Below are 24,333 nucleotides of genomic sequence, written 5' to 3' on the forward strand. Positions count from 1 at the left end.
TCGCTGGAATTTTGCGTTTGTGGATTGTTTCGATTTTTAGAATCGTGAGGTAGCTATATGGGCGTTGTGACCAAGCGGTCATCAATGACGTTTTTCTCGGATCCGGCCAGTCATTACAGCCACCGTGTTCGCATTGTTTTGGCTGAAAAGGGTGTAACCGTTGATATCGTAGACGTGGATCCGGACAACCCGCCTGGAGAATTGGCGGACCTGAATCCGTATAACGCCCTGCCTACTCTGGTGGATCGGGATCTCGTTCTGTACGAGCCCAACATCATGATGGAGTACCTGGACGAACGTTTCCCGCACCCGCCATTGTTGCCGGTATACCCGGTCGCGCGGGCCAATAGTCGCCTGATGATTCACCGTATTCAGAAAGACTGGTGTGGCCTGGTTGATCAGGTTCTGGCGCAACCAACGGGCAAAGCGGCAGATACGGCTCGTAAAGAGCTGAAAGAGAGTCTGCTGGCAACAGCACCTCTGTTCGCGGAAATGCCGTTCTTCCTGTCAGAAGAGTTTACGATTGTGGATTGCTGCATCGCTCCGATTCTCTGGCGCTTGCCTGCGCTGGGAATTGATCTGAGTGACAAGCAGGCCAAGCCTATTCAGAAATACATGGACAGCATCTTTGCCCGGGAAGGTTTCAAGGCAAGCCTTTCAGACCTGGAAGAAGACATCCGAAGCTGATCGGCAAGCCCGCATGGCGGGGCAGGAGTGGTTGCAGTGCCTGATATGAGTGTCACTATGACGTCTAGCCGTCCATACCTGGTGCGATCCCTGAATGAGTGGATTCTGGATAACGACTGTACTCCTTACATCGTCGTCGATGCTGGTGTACAGGGTGTTCAGGTGCCGACAGAGCACGTCGCCAACGGTCAGATTGTTTTGAATATCAGTCCCGGTGCCGTGCGGGGGCTGGTGATCGGCAATGGCGCGCTTGAGTTCAGTGCCCGCTTTGGCGGGGTGCCCATGCAGGTGTTTATCCCGTTGCAGGCCGTCATGGCCATTTACGCCAAGGAAAACGGTGAGGGGATGGTGTTCGGCAGCGAGCCGGGCTCACCGGACCCCGATGGTGGAGCGGATGGCGATGCGCCGGCTGACAGGCGTTCCGATGAGCGCCCGAGTGGGCGACCAACCCTGAAAGTGGTGAAGTAGCCGGCGAAAGCCGGCTTTTTGTTATCCGCCAAACAGTTTGTGGTCAACCAGGTCGCACAGGGTGTTGATGATCAGAAGCATCAACGGGGTGGCTTCATGGGGTGCCAGATCATTCAGTGCAATTTCATGGTCTTCCGGGTGCATTAGCGAGGTGATGTCTGACTTTTCCCGGGCACTTAGCACGACCACCTGCATCTCCCGGTCGTGGGCGGCCTGGATCGCCTGGATGAGGTTGGCCTTGTGGCCGTCATCGACAATGACAAACAGCAGGTCACCGGGTTTGCCGATGGCGCGAACCTGTCGGGAGAAGGTGTCGTTGAACCGGTTATCCCTGCATATGGCCGAATAGGTGGTGGCATCCGCACCGAGGTTGATGGCGGGCAGTGCCGGCCGGTCCTGCTCGAAGCGATTCAACAATGCGGTGCAGAAATACTGGGCCAGGATATTGGCGTTGCCATTGGCGCAGGCGATAAGTTTGCCGTCCTGCAGCAGGGTACTCACAAAGGTGTCTGCCACGTCCTCGATATCCGGCCCAGCGGTGCTGGCGGCCTGGGCAGTCTGTTCCATGTGGTTGGCAAACCACTGGTTAATCTTTTGTGCGGTGTCGGTCATTGGTTCGGTTATTCTGCCTGGATTGCATTTTTGACCCATTGTACCCGGTATTTGCGCACCGTACCCGGCATGATCGCGACGACGTCAATTCTGGAGGCGATGTTCCACAAACCATGCCTGTGCAGGTAATAAGAGGCAGCCCGGAGCAGTCGTCGCTGCTTGCCATACGTTATGGAGCCTGCTGGATCGACCAGGCTGCCATCGCCGCGATAGCGAACCTCGAAGAACACCAGCGTATCGCCGTCCCGGCCAATCAGGTCAAGTTCTCCGCCCCGGTTGTAGACGTTCTGCTCCAGAATGGTAATACCGTTTTTCGCCAGATAGCGGGCGGCCACCCCTTCGTAATGACTTCCAATGGCGCGTTTGCCTTCCATGGCTTATGTCCTCTACAGGCGCTGGCTATCACCTTGCTCAGTTTCACGAGCGCCGTCCCGGGAGGTAGCCTCGTTGAGTTCCGGGGCCAGTACCGGGCGCCCGTTCTGGAACTGTGCCCAAAGTTGATAGCGGTGGATGGCGCCGTCCGGGGTCATGGTGAGGGTGCCGGTTTGACCATCAATGGCGGCGCCTTCCACCTGCCGCAGCAGCGGCAGCCGTTTGCTCAACTGCCAGGCGTCGGCCCCCATGGCAAACAGCCGGCCCAGTTGGCCGCGTGTGCCGCTGAGATTCTGCTCGGCCTGGGTGCGCAGTGGGTTGTCCTCGGCCAAGACCCAGGGGATGTCGGTAAACGTCACCCGGTTCAGGTCGCGATCGCGCCCCGGGTCGGGTGAGCCCTCGTAGACAATGGACGGCGCATATACCGGCAGGTCGCCAGAGAAGTAAAACGCAAACAGCGGATTGAACTGGCGTGCCACGCTGGGTTGCGCAACCAGTACAATGGCCTCGGCATCCTGGCGACGACGAGGCTCGAATTCGACGTTTTGGCCAATGGTCCTTTCTACTTGAATGGCCCGCTGCCGGGACGTGGTGACGCCCAGTAAATCGGCGGTGACTGACCGGAAGTTGTCTTCCGGGAAGAACCGTTCAATATCGAGCACGGTGCCGTTGTGGGTGGCCATGCGTTGCAGCAATGCCTGTTCCACGCGATCACCCCATTCGCCCCTGGGAATGAGCACCAGGATTTGGCGGAGCGACTGTGCTGCCAGCTGGTCGGCAATCTGCCGGGCTTCATCTTCGGCTGATAGGCCGAACTGGTAAAGCCCGTCGGGCACACGGCTGTCCGCCGGCAGGTAATTCAGCCCGAGCACTGGAACGGCAAGTGTGTTTCTCGAACTCAGGCCTGCAAGTGCGTCTTTCTCGAGGGGGCCAACAACCAGGTCAATGTTCTGGCCAGTCAGTTCCTCATACAGCGCCGTAAAAGGTTTGCTGGAGGTGTCGACGATGCGGATATCGGTTTTGCTGCGGTCCGCGCTGTCATCACTGAAATAGGCAGCGAGGAAGCCGTCCCGGATTGCGCGCCCGGCACTTGCCAGAGAGCCCTGCAGCGGAAGTGCCAGTACAATGCGTTCCGGCCGGCTGGTGGCCAGCTCCGACAGCAGGCGAAGGTCTGCGGGCAGGGTCTGTGCCGCGGGGTGCCCTGGCCAGTTATTCTGCCAGGCCCTGATCAGGCGCCCCTGTTCATCCAGGCCGACGTCGCGAGCGCGCAAGGTGGTGGCAAGCTCCAGCCAGCCTTGTTCTTCGAAGCCAATGGCTGTTTCTGAAGCCTCATTCAGCGCTTGCCCGGGGATGGTCCTGAGGTATTGCCAGATCTGGTTGTGGGTGTCCTGTGGGTCGCTTTGGGTGTCAGTCTGGCTGAGCAGCATCAGCGTGAGCGCGGCGGACAGCTGGTCATCATTGAGGGCGAATGTCTCAGCCTGCAGTTGCGCGGCTTTTGCCATGATGTCTGACGGGTAGCCGAGGAAGTGGTCTGGCGACAGATTGCCGACCAGTTCATTCGCCCAGTCGCTGTCTTGCAGTTCGACGGCGCTGGCCATGGACAGAAGTAATTTCTGGCCGGTTAGCTGGCTGTCGATAGTGTCCAGCTGCTGGTTGCGAAGAATCCGGCGTGCCGCCCTGTGGTTGCCCTGATCCTGGAAGTTGCTGGCCATCCGCAGCAGGTAACGCTGTGCTGTTGCGGGGTCTCGTTCACTGGCAGCAAGTTCGAGTGCACGCTCTGGTGTGTCTGCAACCTGGCTGTCCAGGTTGACGGTGGCGCAACCCGCAGTCAGAAGGGTGACCAGGGTGATCAGGGCAAAAAGTGTTCGATGGCTGCGGTATTTAGTCATGGCAGGCTCGGAGTCTCCGGATCATTAGGCTTGTGGTGCCGCTTTATTGGTGGCAAGTTTACCAGCTCCCGGCCCATTTCACATGACATGCCTGTCATGGGTGCCGGGTTGCACGGGAGTGACGCAGCTCCTGTCTTCTATCGGTGGGAGTATGTATATGCCCGGTTCGGAAAATGTCCGGAAAGAGATGGATGGTGTTCTGTACGTTGTGGCAACGCCAATTGGTAATCTGGATGATCTCTCCGACAGGGCTCGCCAGACCCTGGCGAAGGTGGATCTGGTGGCTGCGGAAGATACCCGCCACTCAGGACGTTTGCTCCAGCATCTTGGGTTGAGCAAGCAAATGATGGCGCTGCATGACCACAATGAGCGCTCTCGGGTAGCTGGTATTCTGGAGGCGTTGGCAGCGGGGCGGCAGGTAGCATTGGTGTCTGATGCTGGCACACCGCTGATCTCGGACCCAGGTTACTTGCTGGTTCGCGAGGTTCGCGCGGCCGGTTACCGGGTGTCGCCGGTGCCTGGCCCGTGTGCGTTGGTCGCCGCCTTGTCTGTCGCGGGGTTGCCAACCGACCGGTTTCTGTTCGCAGGTTTTTTGCCAGCCAAGCGCTCGGGCCGGCAGGCTGCGTTAACGGAATTGGCGCGGGAACCGGCCACTCTGGTGTTCTATGAGTCGCCGCATCGCATTATCGATTTTATGAAAGACCTGACTGAGGTGTTGGGGGTTGATCGTGAGTGTGTGTTGGGGCGGGAGCTGACCAAGACCTTTGAGACCTTCTATAGCGGTCGCGCGGATGAGGTGCTTGAAGAGCTGGAGAGTGATCCCCATGGAGCCCGGGGTGAGTTTGTGGTGATGGTCCGTGGCGCGGCGCCGACACCCGCTGGAGAAGCCTCCGTACTGGACACCGATAAACTGCTGGGGTTGTTGATCAAGGAGTTGCCGGTGAAGAAGGCGGCGCGGATTGCGGCGGAAGTCAGTGGTCTGGGTAAAAATGAGCTCTACCAGCGCGCGTTGGAGCTGAAAGATCATTAAGGCCTTGCATGGCGGCGGGTGCGGGGGTATTGTCGGCACCGAGCTCGCCAGACAGTCGCCGCCGGTTTCGATCGGGGGAGGAAAGTCCGGGCTCCGCAGGGCAAGGTGCCAGGTAACGCCTGGGCGGCGCGAGCCGACGGAAAGTGCAACAGAAAGTATACCGCCTAAGCGCCTTCGGGCGCCGGTAAGGGTGAAAAGGTGCGGTAAGAGCGCACCGCGTGGCTGGCAACAGTCCACGGCGATGGTAAACCCCACCTGGAGCAAGACCAAATAGGAATCCAATGGCGTGGCCCGCGCTGGATTCGGGTAGGTTGCTTGAGGCCTGCGGTGACGCAGGCCCTAGATGAATGACTGTCCAAGACAGAACCCGGCTTATCGGCGAGCTCGCCATTTTCTTTTCTGATGTAATGCTCATCCTTCTCACAATTCGGCCTTTATAGCCAAAAAATCTTAAACTTCAGAAAGGCTCTTTAGAGTTTTCTGCAGGTGCTTGTTTTTTCTCCTTTTCTTTACGTCTTTTTAACGATTTTCTAAGTTTCCCCTTTGTAACCTCTTGTCATTAAAGGAACTTTCGCCTGTGTGGTGCCGAATGCGGCGCTTGCATTGTCTTTTGCGTGTTTCTATAGTGTGCGGAAGTGGGAAAAAGTGGTTTCAAGTGGTTTTTTGTGGAAATAGCAGCCTTGGATACGGCATAAATGAGCAACTTTCTTGGCAGTCATGCCATCAATATGGACGCGAAGGGTCGCCTGGCGATCCCGACAAAGGTGCGTGAGGAACTCGCGCAGCTTTGTGGTGGCCGTATTGTTCTGACCGCCAATGCCGATGAAGAGCGCTGTCTTTTGCTGTATCCAGAGCCGGAGTGGGAAACCCTCAGGCCTAAAATTGAAGCGCTGCCAAACATGAATAAAGCCGCCCGGCGTTTACAGCGGCTGATTCTCGGTAATGCGGCGCCCATGGAGCTGGATTCCGCTGGCCGCATCCTGGTGCCGCCGACGCTGAGAAGCTACGCCCACCTGGAGAAAAAGCTGATGCTGATTGGCCAGGGCAAGAAGCTGGAGCTCTGGAGCGAGGAGCGCTGGTTTGCCTGGCTGGATGAGTCTTCTGGCGATGACGATATGCCGCCGGAAATGGAGGCGCTGTCGCTATGACCAAAACAGAGCAGGCGTCAGATCAACCTTTCCGGCATCGCTCGGTGCTGCTGGATGAGGCTGTTGATTATCTGATCAATGACTCGGCTGGTCGTTATGTGGACGCCACCTTCGGTCGGGGCGGTCATAGTCGTCTGATTCTGGGCCAGCTGGACGCTCAGGGCAGCTTGCTGGGTATCGATAAAGACCCGGAAGCCATTCAGGTTGCAAAAGAACTGGCCGCGGAAGACGGCCGGTTTTCCTGGTATCACGGCTCCTTTTCTGAGTTGAGTCAGGCTCTGGACAGTCAGCAGTGGCCGGCGGTACAGGGCGTGTTGATGGATCTCGGGGTGTCGTCGCCACAGTTGGACGATGCCGCGCGCGGGTTTTCTTTTATGCGCAATGGTCCGCTGGATATGAGGATGAACCCTCAGGAGGGGCAAAGCGCTGCTCAATGGCTGGCAACTGCAGACGAGCGAGACATTGCGGATGTGATCTGGCGGTACGGCGAAGAGCGTTTCTCTCGCCGTATCGCGCGCCTGGTCATTGCCCGCCGGCAGGAAGAGGCCATTGAAACAACCCGCCAGCTGGCGGAGTTGGTGGCTGAAGCGGTGCCCAAGAAAGAAAAGCACAAACACCCGGCCACCAGAACGTTTCAGGCTATCCGCATCTTTATCAATCGGGAGCTGGAAGACCTGGAAGTCGGTTTGGCTGCTGCGGTCGAGCGCCTGGCGCCGGGTGGTCGCCTGGTGGTGATCAGCTTTCACTCGCTTGAAGATCGTCTGGTAAAGCGCTTCATGCGAGATTTGGCCCGTGGCCCGAAAATACCAAAGGGTGTGCCAGTGACCGCTGATCAGGAGCGCTCCGAGTTTTGCCTGGTAGGTAAGGCCAGCAAGGCCAATGAGCAGGAAATTACCGAAAACGTCCGTGCCCGTAGTGCAGTCATGCGGGTACTGGAAAGACGAACCAACTAATCGAATTCGCAGGGGAGCGCGACGCTATGGGCGCGGTAGCCATCGAACAACCAACCAAGACCACCAGGCTCAGCAAGCAGCGGGTCCGTGACGGCGTGGTAACCGCCGTGCGCCTGTCCCGGCAGGTTTTCGACACCACGCGGGAGAGCCGGGTGGTGGTGACTCTGGCGTTGGTGGCGGTATTAACACTGTCTGCCATCGGTGTTGTTGTCAGTGCCCACGAAAACCGAGAGTTATTCAATACGTTGTCCGGGTTGCAGCAGCAGCGTGATGCTTATCAGCGGGAATGGAGTCAGCTCTTGCTCGAGCAGAGTGCGCTGAGTGCTCATGGGCGCGTAGAGCACCTGGCGGCGGAACGGTTCAATATGGTGGTGCCGGGGCGACAGGACATAGTTCTTGTGCCGCTGATGTCTCCGGTTGCGGCGAAATAACGATCATAACAAACACATCAGGGTGATCGATTTGTCCGGTCAGGGAAAGCAGGCAGCAAACTGGCAGCAGCGTTTGTCCGCGGGGTTGAAGGCCTGGCGCTTCGGCTCGGTGCTGGGCGTTTTTCTGCTGGTGATGCTGGGTATTGGCTGGCGTCTGGTCGATCTGCATGTGGTGGATAAGGAGTTTCTGCGCCAACAGGGCGATGTCCGGACTATCCGGGTTGAATCGATTGACGCGCATCGTGGTGTGGTTAGCGATCGACATGGTGAGCCGCTGGCGGTCAGCACCCCGGTTCAGACGCTTTGGGCGAACCCCTCTGAAACTGATCCTGATGACCCCCGGTTGGCGGGATTGGCTCGCCTGTTGGGTATGACAGAAGGTTCGCTGCGGGAGCGTTTGCGTACTTTTGCGGATCGTGAGTTCATCTATCTGCGCCGGAAAGTTCAGCCAAGCCTGGCGCGTGAAGCGCTGGATCTTGGGATCGGTGGCATCTATGCCCGGCAAGAATACCGTCGGTACTACCCTGCCGGGGAGGTGACTGCGCATGTGGTTGGTTTCACCAATATCGACGAGCTGGGTCAGGAAGGGATTGAACTGGCCTATAACCAGTGGCTAACCGGCGAGCCCGGGCGCAAGCGGGTGCTCAAGGATAATCGTGGGCGCGTCATCAAAGACCTGATGTTAATCCGGGATGCCCGGCCCGGCCGGGATCTTGAGCTTAGCCTGGATCTGAGGCTTCAATACCTGGCCTACCGAGAACTCAAAGCAGTGGTAGCTGCCCATAACGCCCGGGGCGGCACGTTGGTCATGCTGGACGTTGATACCGGTGAAGTTTTGGCAATGGTTAACCAGGGTTCATACAACCCCAATGACCGGGCCCAGTTATCCGCGGATAATCTGCGTAACAAAGCAATCACCGACTTGTTTGAGCCAGGTTCCACCATCAAGCCGATTACCATCGCGGCGGCGCTGGAATCCGGCAAGTACCAGGTTAACAGCACCATAGACACCTCACCCGGCTTTCGCCGATTTGGTCGTTTTACCATCCGGGATGCGCGAAATTACGGAACCATGGACCTGACAGAAATGATCGTCAAATCCAGTAACGTGGGGGTCAGCCAGATTGCCACGGAGCTTGGGGGCGATGTGTTGAGGAATCTGTTCGCCAGGATGGGGTTGGGGCAGGCAACCGGTATCGGCTTCCCAGGGGAAGCCGTTGGTGTTTTACCGGCACCGTCAAGGTGGCGCCCGGTTGAAGAATCCACGTTGTCTTACGGTTACGGCATGAGCGTGAACGCCTTGCAGTTGGCTCAGGCCTATATGGTGATTGCTAATGGTGGCATCCGTTATCCGTTGAGCCTGATAAAGCAGGACGCGCCGCCCCAGGGGCAGCGGGTACTGAGTGAAGACGTGGCGTTTGCCGTGCGCGGTATGCTGAAAGAGGCTGTGGCGCGGGGAACGGGTGGTCGCGGCCAGCCGGGCCTTTATGCGGCCGGAGGCAAGACCGGCACGGTTCACCTGGTGGGCGCCCGGGGTTATGAAAAGAGCCAGTACAAAGCGATATTTGCGGGCATGGCGCCAATTGATGACCCGCGTATCGTGACGGTTGTGGCGGTGGATGCGCCTCAATCCGGAGAGTACTACGGTGGCGAAGTGGCGGCCCCGGTATTCGCCCGGGTGATGGGGGACGCACTGCGACTGCTGAATGTGAAGCCAGAACTGGAAGTCAGCGGGGCCAAAGGCTCTAGTCGGGCCTCCGGAGAGAGAGGGTAACACCATGTGCATCACATCTATCAGCAACTTGTTACAGGGTATTGTCGACGTGCCATCGGTGTTTGATGTCACCATTCATGGCCTGAAGACCGACAGCCGAACGGTGACGCCGGGGGATGCGTTTATCGCACTGGCCGGGGCTCGAACGTCATCGGAGCAATACGTTGACCAGGCGATATCGGCGGGTGCCACTGCGATACTTCTGGAAGCTTCGGAATCGAGGGAATGCCACGAGCGCCATGGCGCGTTGGTAGTGCCCGTGGTTGGGCTCCGGGCCCAGTTGGGACGGATTGCAGATCGATTTTTCGAGCACCCCTCCCGGCATTTGCGCCTTATTGGTGTGACCGGTACCAACGGGAAAACATCGGTCACCCAGTACATCGCACAACTTTTGAAGGAAACCGGCACCCCTTGTGGTGTGCTGGGCACTCTGGGATATGGCATGCCAGGTAACCTTCAGCCGGCAACCCACACCACGCCGGACGTGGTCCAGGTCAACCGGGTACTTAACCGGATTCGAAACGACGGTGGTCGTGCAGCGGTGATGGAGGTGTCATCCCATGCATTGGATCAGGGGCGGATTGACAAGCTGACCATGACCGGAGCGGTGTTTACCAATCTGACACGGGACCACCTGGACTACCACGGTTCCATGGAAGCTTACGGCGAGGCCAAAGCCAGACTGTTTCGCAGGGAAGAGCTGCACTTTGCGGTAATCAACTTTGACGATCCTTTTGGGCGGCAGTTATTCGAACAGCTCAATGGGCAATGTGACCGGGTTCGTTACAGCCTGCATGAGGCCCAGACCGAGTTGTGGCTGAAAGATTTCGCGCCTGTGGCGACTGGCTTCCGGGCCCGTGTTGATGGCCAGTGGGGCGAATTCGACCTGCAGGTGCCGTTATTGGGTAGCTTCAACGCCAGCAATGTTCTGGCGGCTCTGGCTACGGTCCTGACGCTGGGGGTGCCTGTTGACAGAGCGGTCGCCGCAACAGCAGGGCTGACACCGCCACCGGGGCGGCTGGAGCGGTTCACCGGTGCCGATGGCAGGAACGTGGTTGTGGACTACGCGCACACGCCGGACGCCCTCGCCAATGCCTTGGCGGCCCTGCGCTCCCACGTCACCGGCCGGCTGATCTGCGTGTTCGGTTGTGGCGGTGACCGGGACCCCGGAAAGCGTCCGGAAATGGCTCGCGAGGCGGAGAAAGAGGCGGATGTGATTATCGTCACCGATGACAACCCTCGCTCTGAACACCCGGCACGGATTGTCCGTGATATCGCGCAGGGTTTTTCAAAGGAAGGGTGTTTCAAGGTTATCCATGACCGCGCTGAGGCGATAGCGGCAGCGGTGACCATGGCCGGGCCGGAAGATCTGGTGCTGATCGCCGGGAAGGGACATGAAGCCTGGCAGGAGATTGCCGGGCAGAAGCTTCCGTTCAGTGATGCAGAGCAGGTTCGCCACCTATTGAAGCTGAATGGGGGTGTGGCATGATGCGCGCCTTTTCTCTGGCGGAGGCCCGCGACGGGTTGCAAGCAACTGTTGCCGGATCCGTTGCAGCGCTTGACGCAGTTCGGTTTGACGGCGTTTCCACCGACACCCGGTCTGTGGTGCCAGGGCAGCTGTTTGTGGCACTGCGAGGCGAGCGGTTTGATGGTCACGGATTTGTCCGGCAAGCGATGGAGCAGGGAGCGGTTGCGGCGGTTGTGGATACCGCCGACAGCTCCCTGGCGATCCCACAGTTGGTGGTCGCCGATACGGTGGATGCGCTGGCGCGGCTCGCGGCCGGAAATCGCGATGAAAGCAGCGCTCGCTTGTTGGCGGTGACCGGCAGCAGTGGCAAAACCACGGTCCGGGAAATGACGTCGGCGATTCTTGCGGGCATGGGGCCGACTCTGACCACGGAGGGCAACCTGAATAATCACATCGGGGTGCCGCTGACCCTGTTCCGCCTGGCACCAGAGCACCGGTTTGGTGCCATTGAGTTGGGTGCCAGTGGCCTGGGAGAAATTGCCCACACGGTGGCGGTGGTTCGCCCAGAAGTGGCAATCCTGACCAACGCCGGCCAGGCACATCTGGAAGGCTTCGGCAGCTACCAGAACATTGTACTGGCCAAGGGTGAAATTATTGATGGTGTGCCCGCCGATGGCGTGGTTGTGCTGAATCGCGACGACCCCGCTTTTGACCAGTGGCGCGAGCGGGCGGGCCGGCGCCGGGTGCTGAGCGTTTCCCGGCTCGGGGTTTCAGATGCTGACTATCAGGCGGTCGCCAGCACCCCGATGTCAGAGGGGTTTGAATCCGAAGTAACCGGTCCGGAAGGCTGGCATTGCAAGGTTCGTATACCGCTGGCCGGCGAACACAACATAACCAATGGTCTGCTGGCGCTGGCGGCTTGCCGGGCGCTGGGAGCCACGGATCAACAGATCGTGGACGGCCTCGCAGGGGTGCAGGCGGTGAAAGGGCGATTGCAGGTACTGAACCCCGCAGCCGATTTGACCGTGATTGATGACAGCTACAACGCCAACCCGGCGTCCATGATCGCTGCCCTGAATGTGCTGGCGGGTTACCCCGGCACTCGGGTGGCGGTATTGGGTGCCATGGCAGAGCTGGGTGCGGAGGCTGCCGAGTTGCACCGGCAGGTGGGTGCCCATGCCCAGGCCAAAGGCATTGAGCGCCTGTTGGCGGTAGGCCCGGGTGCAGAGGCATACGAGGCCGGTTTTGGTGCCGGCACTGAAATTTTCCAGAGTCATGAGCAGGCTGTGCCGGCCATCGTGGATGGCCGGCAGGGCGCTATAACAGTTCTGGTGAAAGGTTCTCGCAGTTCCGCCATGGATCGCGTGGTGGAGGGGATTCAGACAAAGGTGAAAAACACATGCTGCTCTGGCTGACAGAGATTCTATCGCAATACTTTTCCGCACTGACGGTGTTTCAGTACCTGACCCTGCGCGCCATTCTGGGCGTGCTCACGGCGCTGTTGATATCGCTGCTGATCGGGCCGGTGATGATTCGCAAGCTAAGCCAGTACCAGATTGGCCAGGCGGTGCGTGATGATGGTCCGCAGACCCATCTCAGCAAAGCCGGAACACCGACCATGGGCGGTGCGCTGATTCTGGTGGCGATTGCGATTTCCACCCTGTTGTGGGCGGATCTGAGCAACCGCTACGTCTGGGTGGTGCTGTCTGTCACGCTGCTGTTTGGTGCGATTGGCTGGGTTGATGATTACCGTAAAGTGGTTGAGCGTAATCCCCGTGGCCTGCCTGGGCGCTGGAAGTATTTCTGGCAATCGGTCATCGGCGCTGCCGCAGCTATTGTGCTTTACATGACGGCATCGCTGCCCCAAGAGACCTCGCTGTATCTGCCATTCCTGAAAAACGTATCACTGACTTTGGGGCCGGTGATGTTCATTCTTCTGACCTACTTTGTGATCGTTGGTAGCAGCAACGCCGTGAACCTGACCGACGGTCTGGATGGGCTGGCCATCATGCCGACGGTGATGGTGGCGAGTGCGCTGGCGATCTTTGCCTATGTGTCTGGTCATGCCCAGTTCGCCAACTATCTGCTGATTCCACACCTGCCGGGTGCCGGTGAGCTGATCGTGTTCTGCTGTGCGCTGGTCGGGGCGGGGCTTGGTTTCTTGTGGTTCAACACCTATCCGGCTCAGGTGTTCATGGGGGATGTAGGTGCACTTGCACTGGGCGCTGCCCTGGGCGTGGTGGCCGTGATTGTCCGCCAGGAGATCGTGCTGTTCATCATGGGCGGCGTGTTTGTGATGGAAACCATCTCGGTGATCCTGCAAGTGGCTTCGTTCCGGCTGACCGGGCGTCGCATCTTCCGCATGGCGCCGTTGCATCACCATTTCGAATTGAAAGGCTGGCCCGAACCGCGCGTTATTGTGCGTTTCTGGGTGGTCACTGTGGTTCTGGTACTGATTGGCCTCGCCAGTCTGAAAATCCGATAGGAAGTGGTTACAGCTATGAGTGTCATTGTTTCGGATCGTCGCACATTGGTAGTAGGGCTCGGTAAAACCGGGCTCTCCTGCGTGCGCTATTTGTCCGGAACGGGCCGCGACATTGCTGTGGCTGACAGCCGGGAAAACCCGCCCGGGCTGGAAGAACTGCGCGCGGGCTGGCCGGATATACCGGTCTATCTCGGAGTGTTTGATCCCTCGTTGTTTGCCGGTTTTAACGAACTGGTGGTCAGCCCGGGTATTGCCATTGCGGAGCCAGCCATTGCCGCTGCCGCCAAAAATGGCGCTCGAGTTCGCGGTGATATTGATGTGTTTGCCGACGCGGCAGATGCGCCCATCATTGCTATCACGGGTTCCAACGGTAAGACCACGGTCACCACCCTGGTCGGGGAGATGGCCCGGGCGGCGGGACGGAACGTCAAGGTTGGCGGCAACATCGGTACGCCAGCCCTGGATCTGCTTGGTCAGGGCGCAGACCTGTATGTGCTGGAACTCTCGAGTTTTCAACTGGAAACCACCGAAGAGCTAAATGCGGAGGCTGCCACCGTACTCAACGTCAGCGACGATCACATGGACCGTTACCCCGACAAAATGGCCTATTTTCAGGCAAAACAGCGGATTTACCGGGGCTGTAAGAACGCCATTGTGAATCTTGACGACGCCCTGAGCACTCCCATGGCGCGGGATAACCTGCGGTTTATCTGTTTTGGCTTTAATCGGGTGAACCCGGAGACCTTCAGCACCCGGGACGACGATCAGGGAACCTGGATAACCTTCGGGTTCGACAACCTGTTGCTGGCCAGCGAGCTCAAGCTGATGGGGCGGCACAACATCAGCAACGTGATGGCCGCATTGGCCCTTGGTCACGCAGCGGGCCTGCCAATGGAGACCATGCTTGGGGTGGCACGTGAGTTTACCGGCTTGCCCCATCGCTGTGAGTTTGTCCGGCATCTGGATGGCGTTGATTACATCAATGATTCCAAAGGCACCAACGTGGGTGCCACTGTTGCCGCGATCGAAAGCCTGGCCCCCGAAGACGGCCAGGTAATCCTGATTGCCGGTGGCGATGGCAAGGGCGCTGACTTCAAACCCTTGGCGGAACCCGCAGCCAGATACTGCCGTGCGGTCGTATTGATGGGTCGTGATGCCGATACCATTGCCAGGTCGTTGGCCGACGGAGTTGACCAGGTCAAGGCAGGGTCGCTGGCCGAGGCTGTCGAGCAAGCGCGCCGGCTGGCGCGGTCAGGCGACCGGGTGGTGTTGTCACCGGCCTGCGCCAGTTTTGACATGTTCCGGGATTATAACGATCGCGGAGACCAGTTCCGTGCGTTGGTGGAGGCCCAGTGATGCAAGTGGGTGCAGCCAGTTACCGGCCACAAGCCTGGTTAGGTGATCTCCAGCCCCTGCCAGTGCTGGTGGTGACGTCCGTTGCGCTTCTGGTGCTGGGCGTGGTGATGATTTCGTCCGCCTCCATGGATATGGCGGCGGCCACCATGGGCAACAGTTATCACTATGTGATCCGGCAGGTGCTGTTTGCGGCGCTCGGTTGCCTCATGGCCCTGGTCGCCGTGAATGTGCCGGTGTCCTGGTGGGAGCGCAGCGGGTGGTTGCTGCTGGGTGTCGGCATACTGGTGTTGTTGCTGGTGCTCACACCCATGGGGCGCACCGTCAACGGTTCAACCCGCTGGATCCCCCTGGGACTGTTCAATGTGCAGGTATCCGAGGTGGCCAAGCTGTGCCTGATTGCCTATCTGGCAGGATACGTGGTCCGGCGCCGGGATGAATTGCTGAACACCTGGCCCGGGTTTCTGAAACCCCTGGTGGTGTTGGGTCTGGCGTCGGTGCTGCTGGTCATTCAACCAGACTTCGGTGCCACCGTGGTGCTGGTCACCGCCGCAGCGGGCATGATCTTCCTTAGCGGTGTTCGGCTGACCCGGTTTGCTCCGTTGATCGGCATCCTGGCGTTACTGGGAACCGTTCTGGTGGTTACCCAGCCCTACCGTCTCAAGCGGGTAGTGAGCTATCTGGACCCGTGGAAAGATCAGTTTGACACCGGGTATCAGCTCACCCAGTCCCTGATTGCTTTCGGGCGGGGCGAGTGGGCGGGCGTTGGCCTGGGTAATTCGATCCAGAAGCTGTTTTATCTGCCGGAGGCACATACCGACTTCATCTTCGCCATCATCGCCGAAGAGTTTGGTTTGTTGGGCTCGCTGATTGTGCTGGCATTGTTCACCGCACTGGTAGTGAGCGGGTTTGTGATTGCGCGGAGGGCGGAGAAAGCTGGTATGCCGTTTGGTGCGTGCTTCAGTTATGGCCTTACCCTGCTGATGGGTCTGCAGGCGGGTATCAATATGGCCGTCAGCACGGGATTGTTGCCCACTAAGGGGCTGACGCTGCCCTTGGTGAGCTACGGCGGCTCCAGCCTGATGATGACCTGCATTGGCATCGGCGTGCTGGCAAGGGTTGAAATTGAACGGCTTGATAAGGTGCGAATGAATTCAGAACAAACCAGAAAAAAAACGCGGGGAGGTGCTGTGTATGAGTAAGCCCCGTCGTTTTCTGATGATGGCTGGTGGCACCGGTGGCCACGTATTCCCCGCGCTGGCGACCGCCCGTGCGCTGCAGGACAGAGGCCACGAGGTGTTCTGGCTGGGTGCAAAGGGCGGTATGGAAGAGCGGCTGATCGGCGAGACGGATATTCCGCTGTCGTTGATCCATATTTCCGGGCTTCGTGGCAAAGGCAAACTGGCCCTGGTGCTGGCACCGATCCGCTTGATGCGCGCACTGGGTGAGGCGTTCACCGTACTGCGAAAGATCAAGCCGGATTGCGTTGTGGGCATGGGTGGCTTTGTGACTGGCCCCGGCGGTATCGCTGCCTTTCTGCAGCGTGTGCCCCTGGTGATCCATGAGCAGAATGCCATCGCGGGAATGACCAACCGTTGGTTGACTCGGGTTGCGGATACGGTGCTCGAAGCCTTTCCCGGGAGCTTCGGTGCGAACGTGGTTACCCGCTGCACCGGCAACCCGGTGCGCAAAGATGTCACCGAAATCGACGGGCCGGAACGCCGCCTCGATGGCCGGACCGGGCCGGTGCGTGTTCTGGTTGTAGGCGGCAGTTTGGGTGCCCGGGTTTTCAACGTGCAGGTACCAGCTGCACTGGCGTTGTTGCCGGAGGAACTGCGCCCGGAGGTTCGGCACCAGTGTGGTGAAAAAAATGCGCAGGAAGCCCGGGACGCCTATGAGGCTGCTGATGTCTCGGCCAGTGTTGAACCGTTTATCCGGGACATGGCCGAAGCCTACGCCTGGGCAGATATTGTGGTGTGTCGGGCTGGAGCCCTGACGGTGTCAGAACTCTGCGCCGCTGGCGTCGGGGCAGTGTTGGTCCCTTTCCCCCACGCTGTGGACGATCACCAGACCCGCAATGGCGAACACATGGTAAAAGCAGGGGCAGCGATTCTGATACCCCAGCAGATGATGACTCCGGATGTGCTGGCAGAGACCTTGAAAGATCTCGCTGGCGACCGGGAACGAATTTCGACAATGGCGACGGCCGCCCGCTCACTGGCCCGCCCTGATGCAACGGAGAGAGTTGTGAATTACTGTCTGGAGGCCGCCAATGGCTGATGTAACCAATCCGCCGCTGGTCTATCAGGTGCCCGAAATGCGCCGTATTCGCCGTATCCATTTTGTTGGTATCGGCGGTGCGGGCATGAGTGGCATCGCAGAGGTGCTCAAGAACCAGGGCTACGACGTGTCCGGGTCGGACCTGAAAGAGAGCCCGGTTACCGGCCGCCTCGGCGCCATGGGCGTAGAAGTCCAGATCGGCCATCGGGCGGAGAACAGTGAGCAGGCAGACGTCGTGGTCGTCTCTTCTGCTGTCGCCGGCGACAACCCTGAGGTGACAGCCGCCCGCAGCCGCCGCGTGCCGATCGTACCGCGAGCAGAAATGCTGGCGGAAATCATGCGCTATCGCCACGGCATTGCCATCGCTGGCACCCACGGCAAGACCACCACCACCAGCCTGATTGCCTCGATTCTTGGGGAAGCAGGACTGGACCCAACCTTTGTCATTGGCGGCAAGCTGAACAGTGCCGGTACCAATGCCCAGCTCGGTGGCTCCCGGTACCTGGTGGCGGAAGCTGACGAAAGCGATGCATCGTTCCTGCACCTGACCCCGGTGATTTCGGTGGTGACCAACATCGAAGCCGACCATATGGATACCTACGGCGGTGATGTTGAAAAACTGAAACAGACGTTCGTGGACTTTCTGCACAACCTGCCATTCTACGGCATTGCCGTAATGTGCGTGGATGACGCCTACGTGCAGGAAATCATTCCGCGGATATCCCGGGCCATCATTACCTACGGCATCGACAACCCGGATGCGGATTACCGGGCCGAGCAGATCAGTTCGGATGGTCTGAGAACCCATTTTGTTGTGCGCCGCCCGGGGAATCGCTCAGACCTGACGGTCGAGCTGAAAATGCCGGGCCGTCACAATGTTCTGAATGCTCTGGCGGCCATTGCCGTCGCCACCGATGAAGGGGTGGATGATCAGGCAATCTGTCGGGGCCTGGCGGGCTTTGCCGGTGTCGGCCGGCGCTTCCAGGTGTATGGCGAATACCGGATTCCGCAAGGGTCGGTAATGCTGGTGGACGATTACGGGCACCACCCCACGGAAGTGGAAGCGGTTATCCGTGCAGCTCGCGATGCCTGGCCTGGCCGGCGCATTGTCATGCTGTACCAGCCCCATCGCTACACCCGTACCCGGGATTTGTACGAAGACTTTGTACGTGTGTTGTCGGAACTCGATGGCCTGTTGTTGATGGATGTGTATTCAGCCGGCGAGCCGGCAATACCCGGTGCCGATGGCCGTGCCCTGTGCCGGAGTATCCGGCAGCGTGGCAAGGTTGAGCCGGTGTTCGTCGAGGAAAACCGGGAAATCGAAAACCTGTTGGAAAGTGCCCTGAAAGACGGCGACCTGCTGATTACCCAGGGTGCCGGCGATATTGGTGGCGTTGCTGCACGACTGGCTGCGGCGGGAGTGAGCAAGTGAGTGATTTGAGTCATACCAACGCACAGCCCTATCAGGCATCACCGGAACTGGTGAAAGCCTTCGGGCGCGTGGCGGTCTTCATGGGGGGCGATTCCGCAGAGCGGGCGGTGTCCCTGAAGAGTGGCCAGGCTGTGTTGTCGGCGTTGCAGTCGGCCGGCGTTGATGCCTTTGGTATTGACGTGCGTGGCTGCCTGCTGAAAACCGTCGAAGCTCCGGAGTACGACCGGGTGTTTATTGCCCTGCACGGCCGGGGCGGCGAAGACGGCACCCTGCAGGCGATTCTGGGGCAGGCGGGCATTCCCTACACCGGCAGCGAGGTTTTGGCCTCGGCCCTGGCCATGGACAAGTTACGTACCAAGTATGTATTCCAGGGCTGCGGTCTGCCAACGCCTGCATTCCGGGCCATGACCTCCGCCGCGGAGGCGGATGAGATTATCCGGAGCCTGGGCACACCGTTGAGTGTCAAGGCGGCCCATGAAGGCTCCAGTATCGGGATCTTCAAGGTTCACAATACCGAAGAGCTGGCGGAGGCCTATCGAAAGGCAGCGGAAATCGATGATCTTGTGCTGGTGGAACAGTGGATTGAGGGGCCGGAATTTACCGTCAGCCTGCTTCAGGACAAAGCTTTGCCGGCCATTGGCCTGAGTACAGACCATACCTTTTACGACTACGACGCCAAGTATCTGGCTGACGATACCCGGTACCGGATTCCGTGTGGCCTGGCCCCGGATGATGAAGTCCGGTTGCAGCACCTGGCGCTGGACGCCTTTCGCGTGCTCGGGTGCAGAACCTGGGGGCGGGTCGACATCATGCAGGATGCGGACGGCGAGTTCTGGTTGCTGGAAGCGAACACTGTCCCTGGTATGACTGACCACAGCCTGGTGCCGATGGCCGCCAAGGCAGCAGGCATCAGCTTCGAAGAACTGGTCGTGCGGATTCTCAAGGACACTCTGCCGGAGGCGACGAATGCTTGAAACATTACTGATCCGGAGCCGGGCGGTACCGCCCGAGCCGCCCCGGCGACGGGGGGCAACCTCGGTCGGACCGGAGCGGGACCGGTTTGGTGTGTTGCGAGGGGTATTGTCGGCGGTGCCCTGGCTGCAGGTGGGGCTGGGCGCGACCATTGTTCTGCTGGCGGCCATGGTGCCCTGGGCAACCGACCGGCTGCTTACCGCCATGGACCAGCAGATCATTGCGGTGGATGTGCGCGGAGACTTTGTTGGCGACAGCTCGGTGGCCGTGGAGCGTGCTGCCGGAGCCTGGATTGGCAAGAGTTACTTCGCTACCGATCTGGCGGAGGTGAAAGCCGAACTGGAACAGCGGCCCTGGGTAGCCTCGGCCGCGGTCAGGCGGGTTTGGCCAGGGCGGCTGGAGATCGACATCCGGGAGAAAAAGCCATTGGCGTATTGGACGGATGGCCGGCTGGTAAGCAGGTCAGGCGAGCTATTCCTGCCGCCAAACCCGGAAGTGGCGGGCAGATTGCCCAGGCTGGCGGGGCCGGATGAGCGGGTGCGAGAGGTGATTTCCATGGCCCGCACCATGAGTGACCAGTTGGCCGGCTACGGGCTCGGATTTGCTGGCTTGTCCCTGGAACAACGGGGCGCCTGGACACTCACGCTGTCAAACGGCATTGAGGTGGTTTTGGGGCGCGACAAGGTTGAGCAACGTTTTGAGCGTTTTATTACGGTTTATGAGAACCGCCTGGCTTCGCGAGTGGACGAAGTCAGTCGGGTTGATGCCCGCTACTCCAACGGCGTGGCGGTGCAGTGGAAGTCGGATGTGGCAACCGCCGCGCCGAAATCCTGATAACGATTATTACGAACCTGGGGTTTGGTGAAACACATGTCATCGGTTGAAACGGAAAACATGATTGTCGGCCTGGATATCGGAACTTCCAAAGTGGTTGCGATTGTCGGCAAGCGCAAGATGGATGGAACCATCGAAGTGGTTGGTATCGGCTCACACCCGTCCCGCGGCCTCAAGCGGGGGGTGGTGGTGAATATCGAAACCACGGTTCAGGCCATCCAGCGGGCAGTGGAGGAAGCCGAGCTGATGGCTGGCTGTCGAATTCATTCGGTCTACGCAGGCATCGCGGGTAGTCATATCAAGAGCCTGAATTCCCACGGCATTGTGGCCATCCGCGACCGGGAAGTGACTCAGGCCGATATCGACCGGGTGATCGACGCGGCCCAGGCGGTTGCCATACCCGCGGATCAGAAAATCCTGCATATCCTGCCGCAGGAATTCGTGATCGATAACCAGGAAGGCATCAAGGAGCCCATGGGCATGTCTGGTGTGCGCCTGGAAGCCAAGGTGCACCTGGTGACCTGTGCGGTAAACGCGGCACAGAACATCGAGAAATGTGTGAAGCGCTGCGGCCTTGAGGTAGACGACATCATTCTTGAGCAGCTGGCATCGAGCCACGCGATTCTGACTGAGGACGAAAAAGAGTTGGGTGTCTGTGTGGTGGATATCGGTGGGGGCACCACCGATATCGCGGTGTTTACCGGCGGTGCGATCCGCCATACCGCGGTGATTCCCATTGCCGGTGATCAGGTCACCAATGACATTGCCATGGCGCTGCGCACGCCAACGCAAAATGCCGAAGAGATCAAGATCAAATACGCCTGCGCGCTGACTCAGCTCGCCGGTGCCGACGAAACCATCAAGGTTCCCAGTGTCGGGGACCGGGCGCCCAGAGACCTGTCACGGCAGGCGCTGGCGGAAGTGGTGGAGCCTCGTTACGAGGAGCTGTTCACCCTGGTGCAGTCGGAACTTCGCCGGTCGGGATTCGAAGACATGATTCCCGCAGGCATCGTGATTACGGGCGGTTCGTCCACCATGGAAGGGGTGGTGGAGCTGGCCGAAGAAATCTTCCACATGCCGGTAAGGCTGGCCTGTCCGCAGGCGGTCTCCGGCATGACTGAAGTGGTCAACAACCCGATCTACGCCACTGGTGTGGGGTTGTTGATTCATGGCTTCCGGCAAATGGATCTTGGCCGGGCGCCGGTGCTCAAAGGGGAGGATGCACCTTCCCTGATTGAGCGCATGAAAGCCTGGTTTACCGGTCAGTTCTGACGGTGAATCAGCAGGTAGTACACGAAGGTATCTCGAAAAACACAAAACGATCGAATGAAACCGGTCTGGAAAGACCGGAAACAGCACGAAGGAGTAGGGGATATGTTTGAACTCGTTGATAGTGTTCAGCAAAACGCAGTTATAAAGGTTGTCGGTGTTGGCGGTGGTGGCGGTAACGCCGTTCGTCACATGCTTAACAGCGACATTGAAGGTGTGGAGTTTATCTGCGCCAACACAGACGCCCAGGCACTGAAAGACCTGGACGCCCGCCAGATTATCCAGCTTGGTGGCAACATCACCAAGGGCCTGGGTGCTGGTGCCAACCCGGAAGTGGGCCGTCAGTCTGCCCTGGAAGATCGTGACCGTATTGCCGAGGCGCTCAGTGGCTCTGATATGGTCTTTATCACCGCTGGCATGGGTGGTGGAACCGGCACCGGTGCCGCGCCTGTTGTCGCGGAAGTGGCCCGGGAGCTGGGTATCCTGACCGTTGCCGTGGTCACCAAGCCGTTCCAGTTTGAGGGTGGCAAGCGTATGAGCGTGGCCGAGTCCGGCCTGAAAGAGCTGGGCGAGAGCGTTGATTCACTGATCACCATCCCGAACGAGAAGCTGTTGGCGGTGATGGGTAAGAAGACCAGCCTGCTGGACGCCTTTGCCTCCGCCAACGACGTGTTGCTGGGCGCGGTTCAGGGTATCGCTGACCTGATCACCCGCAACGGTATGATCAACGTTGACTTTGCCGATGTTAAAACCGTGATGTCCGAAATGGGCAACGCGATGATGGGTACCGGTCGTGCCACCGGCGAGAACCGCGCCCGTGAAGCTGCTGAGGCCGCCGTTCGCAGCCCGCTGCTGGAAGACATCAACCTGCAGGGCGCCAAGGGCATCCTGGTCAACATTACCGCCGGCATGGATCTGAATCTGGGCGAATTCTCCGAAGTTGGTGACATCGTTCGTGAATTTGCGTCAGACGCCGCCACGGTAGTGGTGGGCACGGTTATCGATCCGGAAATGACCGACGAGCTCAAGGTCACCGTGGTGGCGACGGGTCTCGGTGGTGAACGTGAGAAGCCCACCAAGGTGGTGGACAACTCACGCACACTGGACGGCAAGACCGATTACAACCAGCTGGACCGGCCTGCTGTGCTGCGTCGTCGTGCGGTTTCGCAGGGCAATGTGGCGCTGGACCAGAGCAAAGAAAGCGAAGAGCAGGGCGTGGACTATCTCGATATTCCCGCATTCCTTCGCCGGCAGGCTGATTGATAATCTGTCTCACCTGTGTTCGGGGGTATCGGTTTCAATGCAGTGAAATGGAACCTTTAGTCCGGAATAAACGTGAGCTGGTTGGCCATAGCGGATGACTATTGCAATTTTTAAGTAAAGTCATGTTGGCTAAATGGTACTCAGTCTTGAATTCTGATATTCTCCGGGCAGTTTTTTGCTCAGAATATCGACTTTTTGTGACGGAATGATGAACCGATGATCAGACAACGGACACTCAAAAATACCATCCGTGCGACCGGTATCGGCCTGCACTCAGGGGAAAAGGTTTACCTGACCCTGAAGCCGGCTCCGGTTGATACGGGCATCATCTTTCGCCGTACGGACCTCGACCCGATGGTTGAGATCCGGGCATGCGCGGAAAATGTAGGTGAGACCATGCTGTCCACGACGCTGGTAAATGACGGTGTCCGTGTGGCGACCGTAGAGCATTTGCTCTCAGCCATGGCTGGTCTTGGCATTGACAACTGCTACGTCGAACTGAGCGCGGCGGAAGTGCCGATTATGGATGGTTCAGCCGGGCCGTTCGTATTCCTGCTGCAGTCGGCCGGCATTTCCGAACAGGATGCCGCCAAACGCTTCATCCGCATCAAGCGGGAAGTCACCATCGAAGAAGGCGACAAGAAGGCGACCTTCCTGCCGTTTGAAGGCTTCAAGGTCAGCTTCGGTATCGACTTTGACCATCCGGTGTTCAAGGGTCGCGCCCAGACTGCCACGGTGGATTTCTCCAGCACGTCTTTTGTGAAGGAAGTCTCCCGTGCCCGCACGTTCGGGTTCATGCGCGATATTGAAAAGTTGCGTGCGATGAATCTGGCGCTGGGTGGCAGTGTGGACAACGCCATTGTGGTCGACGACTACAAGATTCTTAACGAGGATGGCCTTCGTTATGATGATGAGTTCGTCAAGCACAAGGTTCTGGATGCGATCGGCGATCTCTACCTGCTGGGCAACAGCCTGATCGGTGAGTTCCGCGGTATCAAGTCCGGTCACGACCTGAACAATAAGCTGCTGCGCAAGCTCAGGGCAGAAGAAGACGCATGGGAAGTGGTGACCTTCGATGATGAAGCCACTGCTCCTATCTCTTATATGAAACCTGTGCTCGCGGTGGGTTAAGGCCGGAAGCCTTAATCCCGGACGTGGCTTGCGAGTTTTTCGAGAACCTCGCGTAGTGCTTTATCCTTCGTGTGCCCGGCTTCCTCTTTGAGGAGCCGGGCATTTTCTTTGCTGAGGGGCGTCATTTTCGCCTCCGGTTTGTCCCGGTACCTCAAGGGTGACACCTTGATGCGAACCTTCCAGACAAACCTGAACAACTCCTGCTCCCGCAGCTTTTCCATGATCTCGTGTTGCCGGAACCGTAACCGGGTAGCCTTGCTGGCGTTGTCGGTGGCCAGCACCAGTTCTCCGTCGGTACAGCTGACAAAACGCGTGCCGTCTGCCAGCTCCTCCGGAACCGCGTCGAGCACCAGTTGTTCCGCCTGCTGGTGAAGCTCGGCTTTGGTCAGCAGGGCTTTCAGAGTAGAGCCGGGGCTGGAAGCCACTTTGCCAAAGATCATTTTTTGGTCATTTTTTTTGCTCATAACCGGCTTTTTTCTCGA

At 58.9% G+C, this 24,333-nt stretch carries 23 protein-coding genes and 1 other RNA gene; 20 read left to right on the forward strand and 4 right to left on the reverse strand.

Going from position 1 to position 24,333, the window contains the following annotated elements; all coding sequences use genetic code 11:
• The first annotated feature begins 57 nt into the window (after positions 1 to 57).
• Positions 58 to 687: a glutathione S-transferase N-terminal domain-containing protein gene (locus RVM24_RS00080; RefSeq protein WP_319636207.1), complete on the forward strand. Its 630-nt coding sequence runs from the start codon at positions 58 to 60 to the stop codon at positions 685 to 687.
• Between the two features lie 57 nt (positions 688 to 744).
• On the forward strand, positions 745 to 1,155 hold the full coding sequence (locus RVM24_RS00085) for a ClpXP protease specificity-enhancing factor (RefSeq protein ID WP_228263750.1): 411 nt from the start codon (positions 745 to 747) through the stop codon (positions 1,153 to 1,155).
• 21 nt (positions 1,156 to 1,176) lie between these two features.
• On the opposite strand, the gene RVM24_RS00090 is transcribed toward RVM24_RS00085, so the two are convergent.
• From RVM24_RS00090 to RVM24_RS00100, 3 genes are read right to left on the reverse strand one after another with little or no spacing between them, the layout of a single operon-like run.
• Positions 1,177 to 1,767 carry a D-sedoheptulose-7-phosphate isomerase gene (locus RVM24_RS00090; protein ID WP_431474740.1) on the reverse strand — a complete coding sequence of 197 codons (591 nt, stop codon included), beginning with the start codon at positions 1,765 to 1,767 and terminating at the stop codon, positions 1,177 to 1,179.
• Between the two features lie 8 nt (positions 1,768 to 1,775).
• Positions 1,776 to 2,141 carry a YraN family protein gene (locus RVM24_RS00095; protein WP_431474741.1) on the reverse strand — a complete coding sequence of 122 codons (366 nt, stop codon included), beginning with the start codon at positions 2,139 to 2,141 and terminating at the stop codon, positions 1,776 to 1,778.
• A gap of 12 nt (positions 2,142 to 2,153) precedes the next feature.
• Entirely contained in the window at positions 2,154 to 4,028 is a 1,875-nt protein-coding gene (locus RVM24_RS00100; protein WP_431474742.1) for a penicillin-binding protein activator, read from the reverse strand.
• Positions 4,029 to 4,179: 151 nt separating this feature from the next.
• Here RVM24_RS00100 and rsmI point away from each other — a divergent pair, with 151 nt between their 5' ends.
• The 18 genes from rsmI (at position 4,180) to lpxC (ending at position 23,851) form a co-directional block, all read left to right on the forward strand.
• A complete protein-coding gene (gene rsmI / locus RVM24_RS00105) occupies positions 4,180 to 5,058 on the forward strand; it encodes a 16S rRNA (cytidine(1402)-2'-O)-methyltransferase (RefSeq protein WP_431474743.1) in 879 nt (292 codons plus the stop codon).
• A 39-nt stretch (positions 5,059 to 5,097) separates the two neighbouring features.
• Positions 5,098 to 5,449, forward strand: an RNA gene (gene rnpB / locus RVM24_RS00110) — RNase P RNA component class A.
• Positions 5,450 to 5,753: 304 nt separating this feature from the next.
• Complete coding sequence (gene mraZ / locus RVM24_RS00115) at positions 5,754 to 6,206, forward strand: division/cell wall cluster transcriptional repressor MraZ (RefSeq protein ID WP_061333007.1); 453 nt, start codon at positions 5,754 to 5,756, stop codon at positions 6,204 to 6,206.
• Positions 6,203 to 7,159, forward strand: a complete 957-nt coding sequence (gene rsmH / locus RVM24_RS00120) for a 16S rRNA (cytosine(1402)-N(4))-methyltransferase RsmH (protein ID WP_431474744.1) — start codon at positions 6,203 to 6,205, stop codon at positions 7,157 to 7,159. Before mraZ ends, rsmH begins: the two co-directional genes overlap by 4 nt.
• Before the next feature lie 26 nt (positions 7,160 to 7,185).
• Positions 7,186 to 7,590, forward strand: a complete 405-nt coding sequence (gene ftsL, locus RVM24_RS00125; protein ID WP_431474745.1) for a cell division protein FtsL — start codon at positions 7,186 to 7,188, stop codon at positions 7,588 to 7,590.
• A 31-nt stretch (positions 7,591 to 7,621) separates the two neighbouring features.
• Positions 7,622 to 9,364 carry a peptidoglycan D,D-transpeptidase FtsI family protein gene (locus RVM24_RS00130; RefSeq protein WP_431474746.1) on the forward strand — a complete coding sequence of 581 codons (1,743 nt, stop codon included), beginning with the start codon at positions 7,622 to 7,624 and terminating at the stop codon, positions 9,362 to 9,364.
• A gap of 4 nt (positions 9,365 to 9,368) precedes the next feature.
• A complete protein-coding gene (locus RVM24_RS00135) occupies positions 9,369 to 10,853 on the forward strand; it encodes a UDP-N-acetylmuramoyl-L-alanyl-D-glutamate--2,6-diaminopimelate ligase (RefSeq protein ID WP_431474747.1) in 1,485 nt (494 codons plus the stop codon).
• Positions 10,850 to 12,247 carry a UDP-N-acetylmuramoyl-tripeptide--D-alanyl-D-alanine ligase gene (locus RVM24_RS00140; protein WP_431474748.1) on the forward strand — a complete coding sequence of 466 codons (1,398 nt, stop codon included), beginning with the start codon at positions 10,850 to 10,852 and terminating at the stop codon, positions 12,245 to 12,247. Before RVM24_RS00135 ends, RVM24_RS00140 begins: the two co-directional genes overlap by 4 nt.
• Positions 12,232 to 13,317, forward strand: coding sequence for a phospho-N-acetylmuramoyl-pentapeptide-transferase (gene mraY, locus RVM24_RS00145; RefSeq protein WP_058091011.1), 1,086 nt, complete (start codon positions 12,232 to 12,234; stop codon positions 13,315 to 13,317). The genes RVM24_RS00140 and mraY overlap by 16 nt, the downstream gene beginning before the upstream one ends.
• Before the next feature lie 15 nt (positions 13,318 to 13,332).
• Positions 13,333 to 14,673, forward strand: coding sequence for a UDP-N-acetylmuramoyl-L-alanine--D-glutamate ligase (gene murD, locus RVM24_RS00150; protein WP_431474749.1), 1,341 nt, complete (start codon positions 13,333 to 13,335; stop codon positions 14,671 to 14,673).
• Positions 14,673 to 15,872 carry a putative lipid II flippase FtsW gene (ftsW, locus tag RVM24_RS00155; protein WP_431474750.1) on the forward strand — a complete coding sequence of 400 codons (1,200 nt, stop codon included), beginning with the start codon at positions 14,673 to 14,675 and terminating at the stop codon, positions 15,870 to 15,872. Before murD ends, ftsW begins: the two co-directional genes overlap by 1 nt.
• Positions 15,865 to 16,950, forward strand: coding sequence for an undecaprenyldiphospho-muramoylpentapeptide beta-N-acetylglucosaminyltransferase (gene murG / locus RVM24_RS00160; RefSeq protein WP_072678063.1), 1,086 nt, complete (start codon positions 15,865 to 15,867; stop codon positions 16,948 to 16,950). The genes ftsW and murG overlap by 8 nt, the downstream gene beginning before the upstream one ends.
• Positions 16,943 to 18,382 carry a UDP-N-acetylmuramate--L-alanine ligase gene (gene murC, locus RVM24_RS00165; RefSeq protein WP_431474751.1) on the forward strand — a complete coding sequence of 480 codons (1,440 nt, stop codon included), beginning with the start codon at positions 16,943 to 16,945 and terminating at the stop codon, positions 18,380 to 18,382. The genes murG and murC overlap by 8 nt, the downstream gene beginning before the upstream one ends.
• Complete coding sequence (locus RVM24_RS00170; protein ID WP_072678061.1) at positions 18,379 to 19,356, forward strand: D-alanine--D-alanine ligase; 978 nt, start codon at positions 18,379 to 18,381, stop codon at positions 19,354 to 19,356. The genes murC and RVM24_RS00170 overlap by 4 nt, the downstream gene beginning before the upstream one ends.
• Positions 19,349 to 20,188, forward strand: a complete 840-nt coding sequence (locus RVM24_RS00175; protein ID WP_058091005.1) for a cell division protein FtsQ/DivIB — start codon at positions 19,349 to 19,351, stop codon at positions 20,186 to 20,188. Before RVM24_RS00170 ends, RVM24_RS00175 begins: the two co-directional genes overlap by 8 nt.
• A gap of 36 nt (positions 20,189 to 20,224) precedes the next feature.
• Entirely contained in the window at positions 20,225 to 21,460 is a 1,236-nt protein-coding gene (gene ftsA, locus RVM24_RS00180; protein WP_431474752.1) for a cell division protein FtsA, read from the forward strand.
• Between the two features lie 102 nt (positions 21,461 to 21,562).
• Positions 21,563 to 22,720, forward strand: coding sequence for a cell division protein FtsZ (gene ftsZ / locus RVM24_RS00185; RefSeq protein ID WP_058091003.1), 1,158 nt, complete (start codon positions 21,563 to 21,565; stop codon positions 22,718 to 22,720).
• 216 nt (positions 22,721 to 22,936) lie between these two features.
• On the forward strand, positions 22,937 to 23,851 hold the full coding sequence (lpxC, locus tag RVM24_RS00190; protein ID WP_058091002.1) for a UDP-3-O-acyl-N-acetylglucosamine deacetylase: 915 nt from the start codon (positions 22,937 to 22,939) through the stop codon (positions 23,849 to 23,851).
• A gap of 11 nt (positions 23,852 to 23,862) precedes the next feature.
• Here lpxC and RVM24_RS00195 read toward each other — a convergent pair whose 3' ends face one another.
• Positions 23,863 to 24,315, reverse strand: a complete 453-nt coding sequence (locus RVM24_RS00195; RefSeq protein WP_061333016.1) for a DUF721 domain-containing protein — start codon at positions 24,313 to 24,315, stop codon at positions 23,863 to 23,865.
• Positions 24,316 to 24,333: the final 18 nt, after the last annotated feature.

It is taken from the genome of Marinobacter sp. KM021, from assembly GCF_050707965.1.
Taxonomy (GTDB): Bacteria; Pseudomonadota; Gammaproteobacteria; order Pseudomonadales; family Oleiphilaceae; genus Marinobacter; species Marinobacter shengliensis.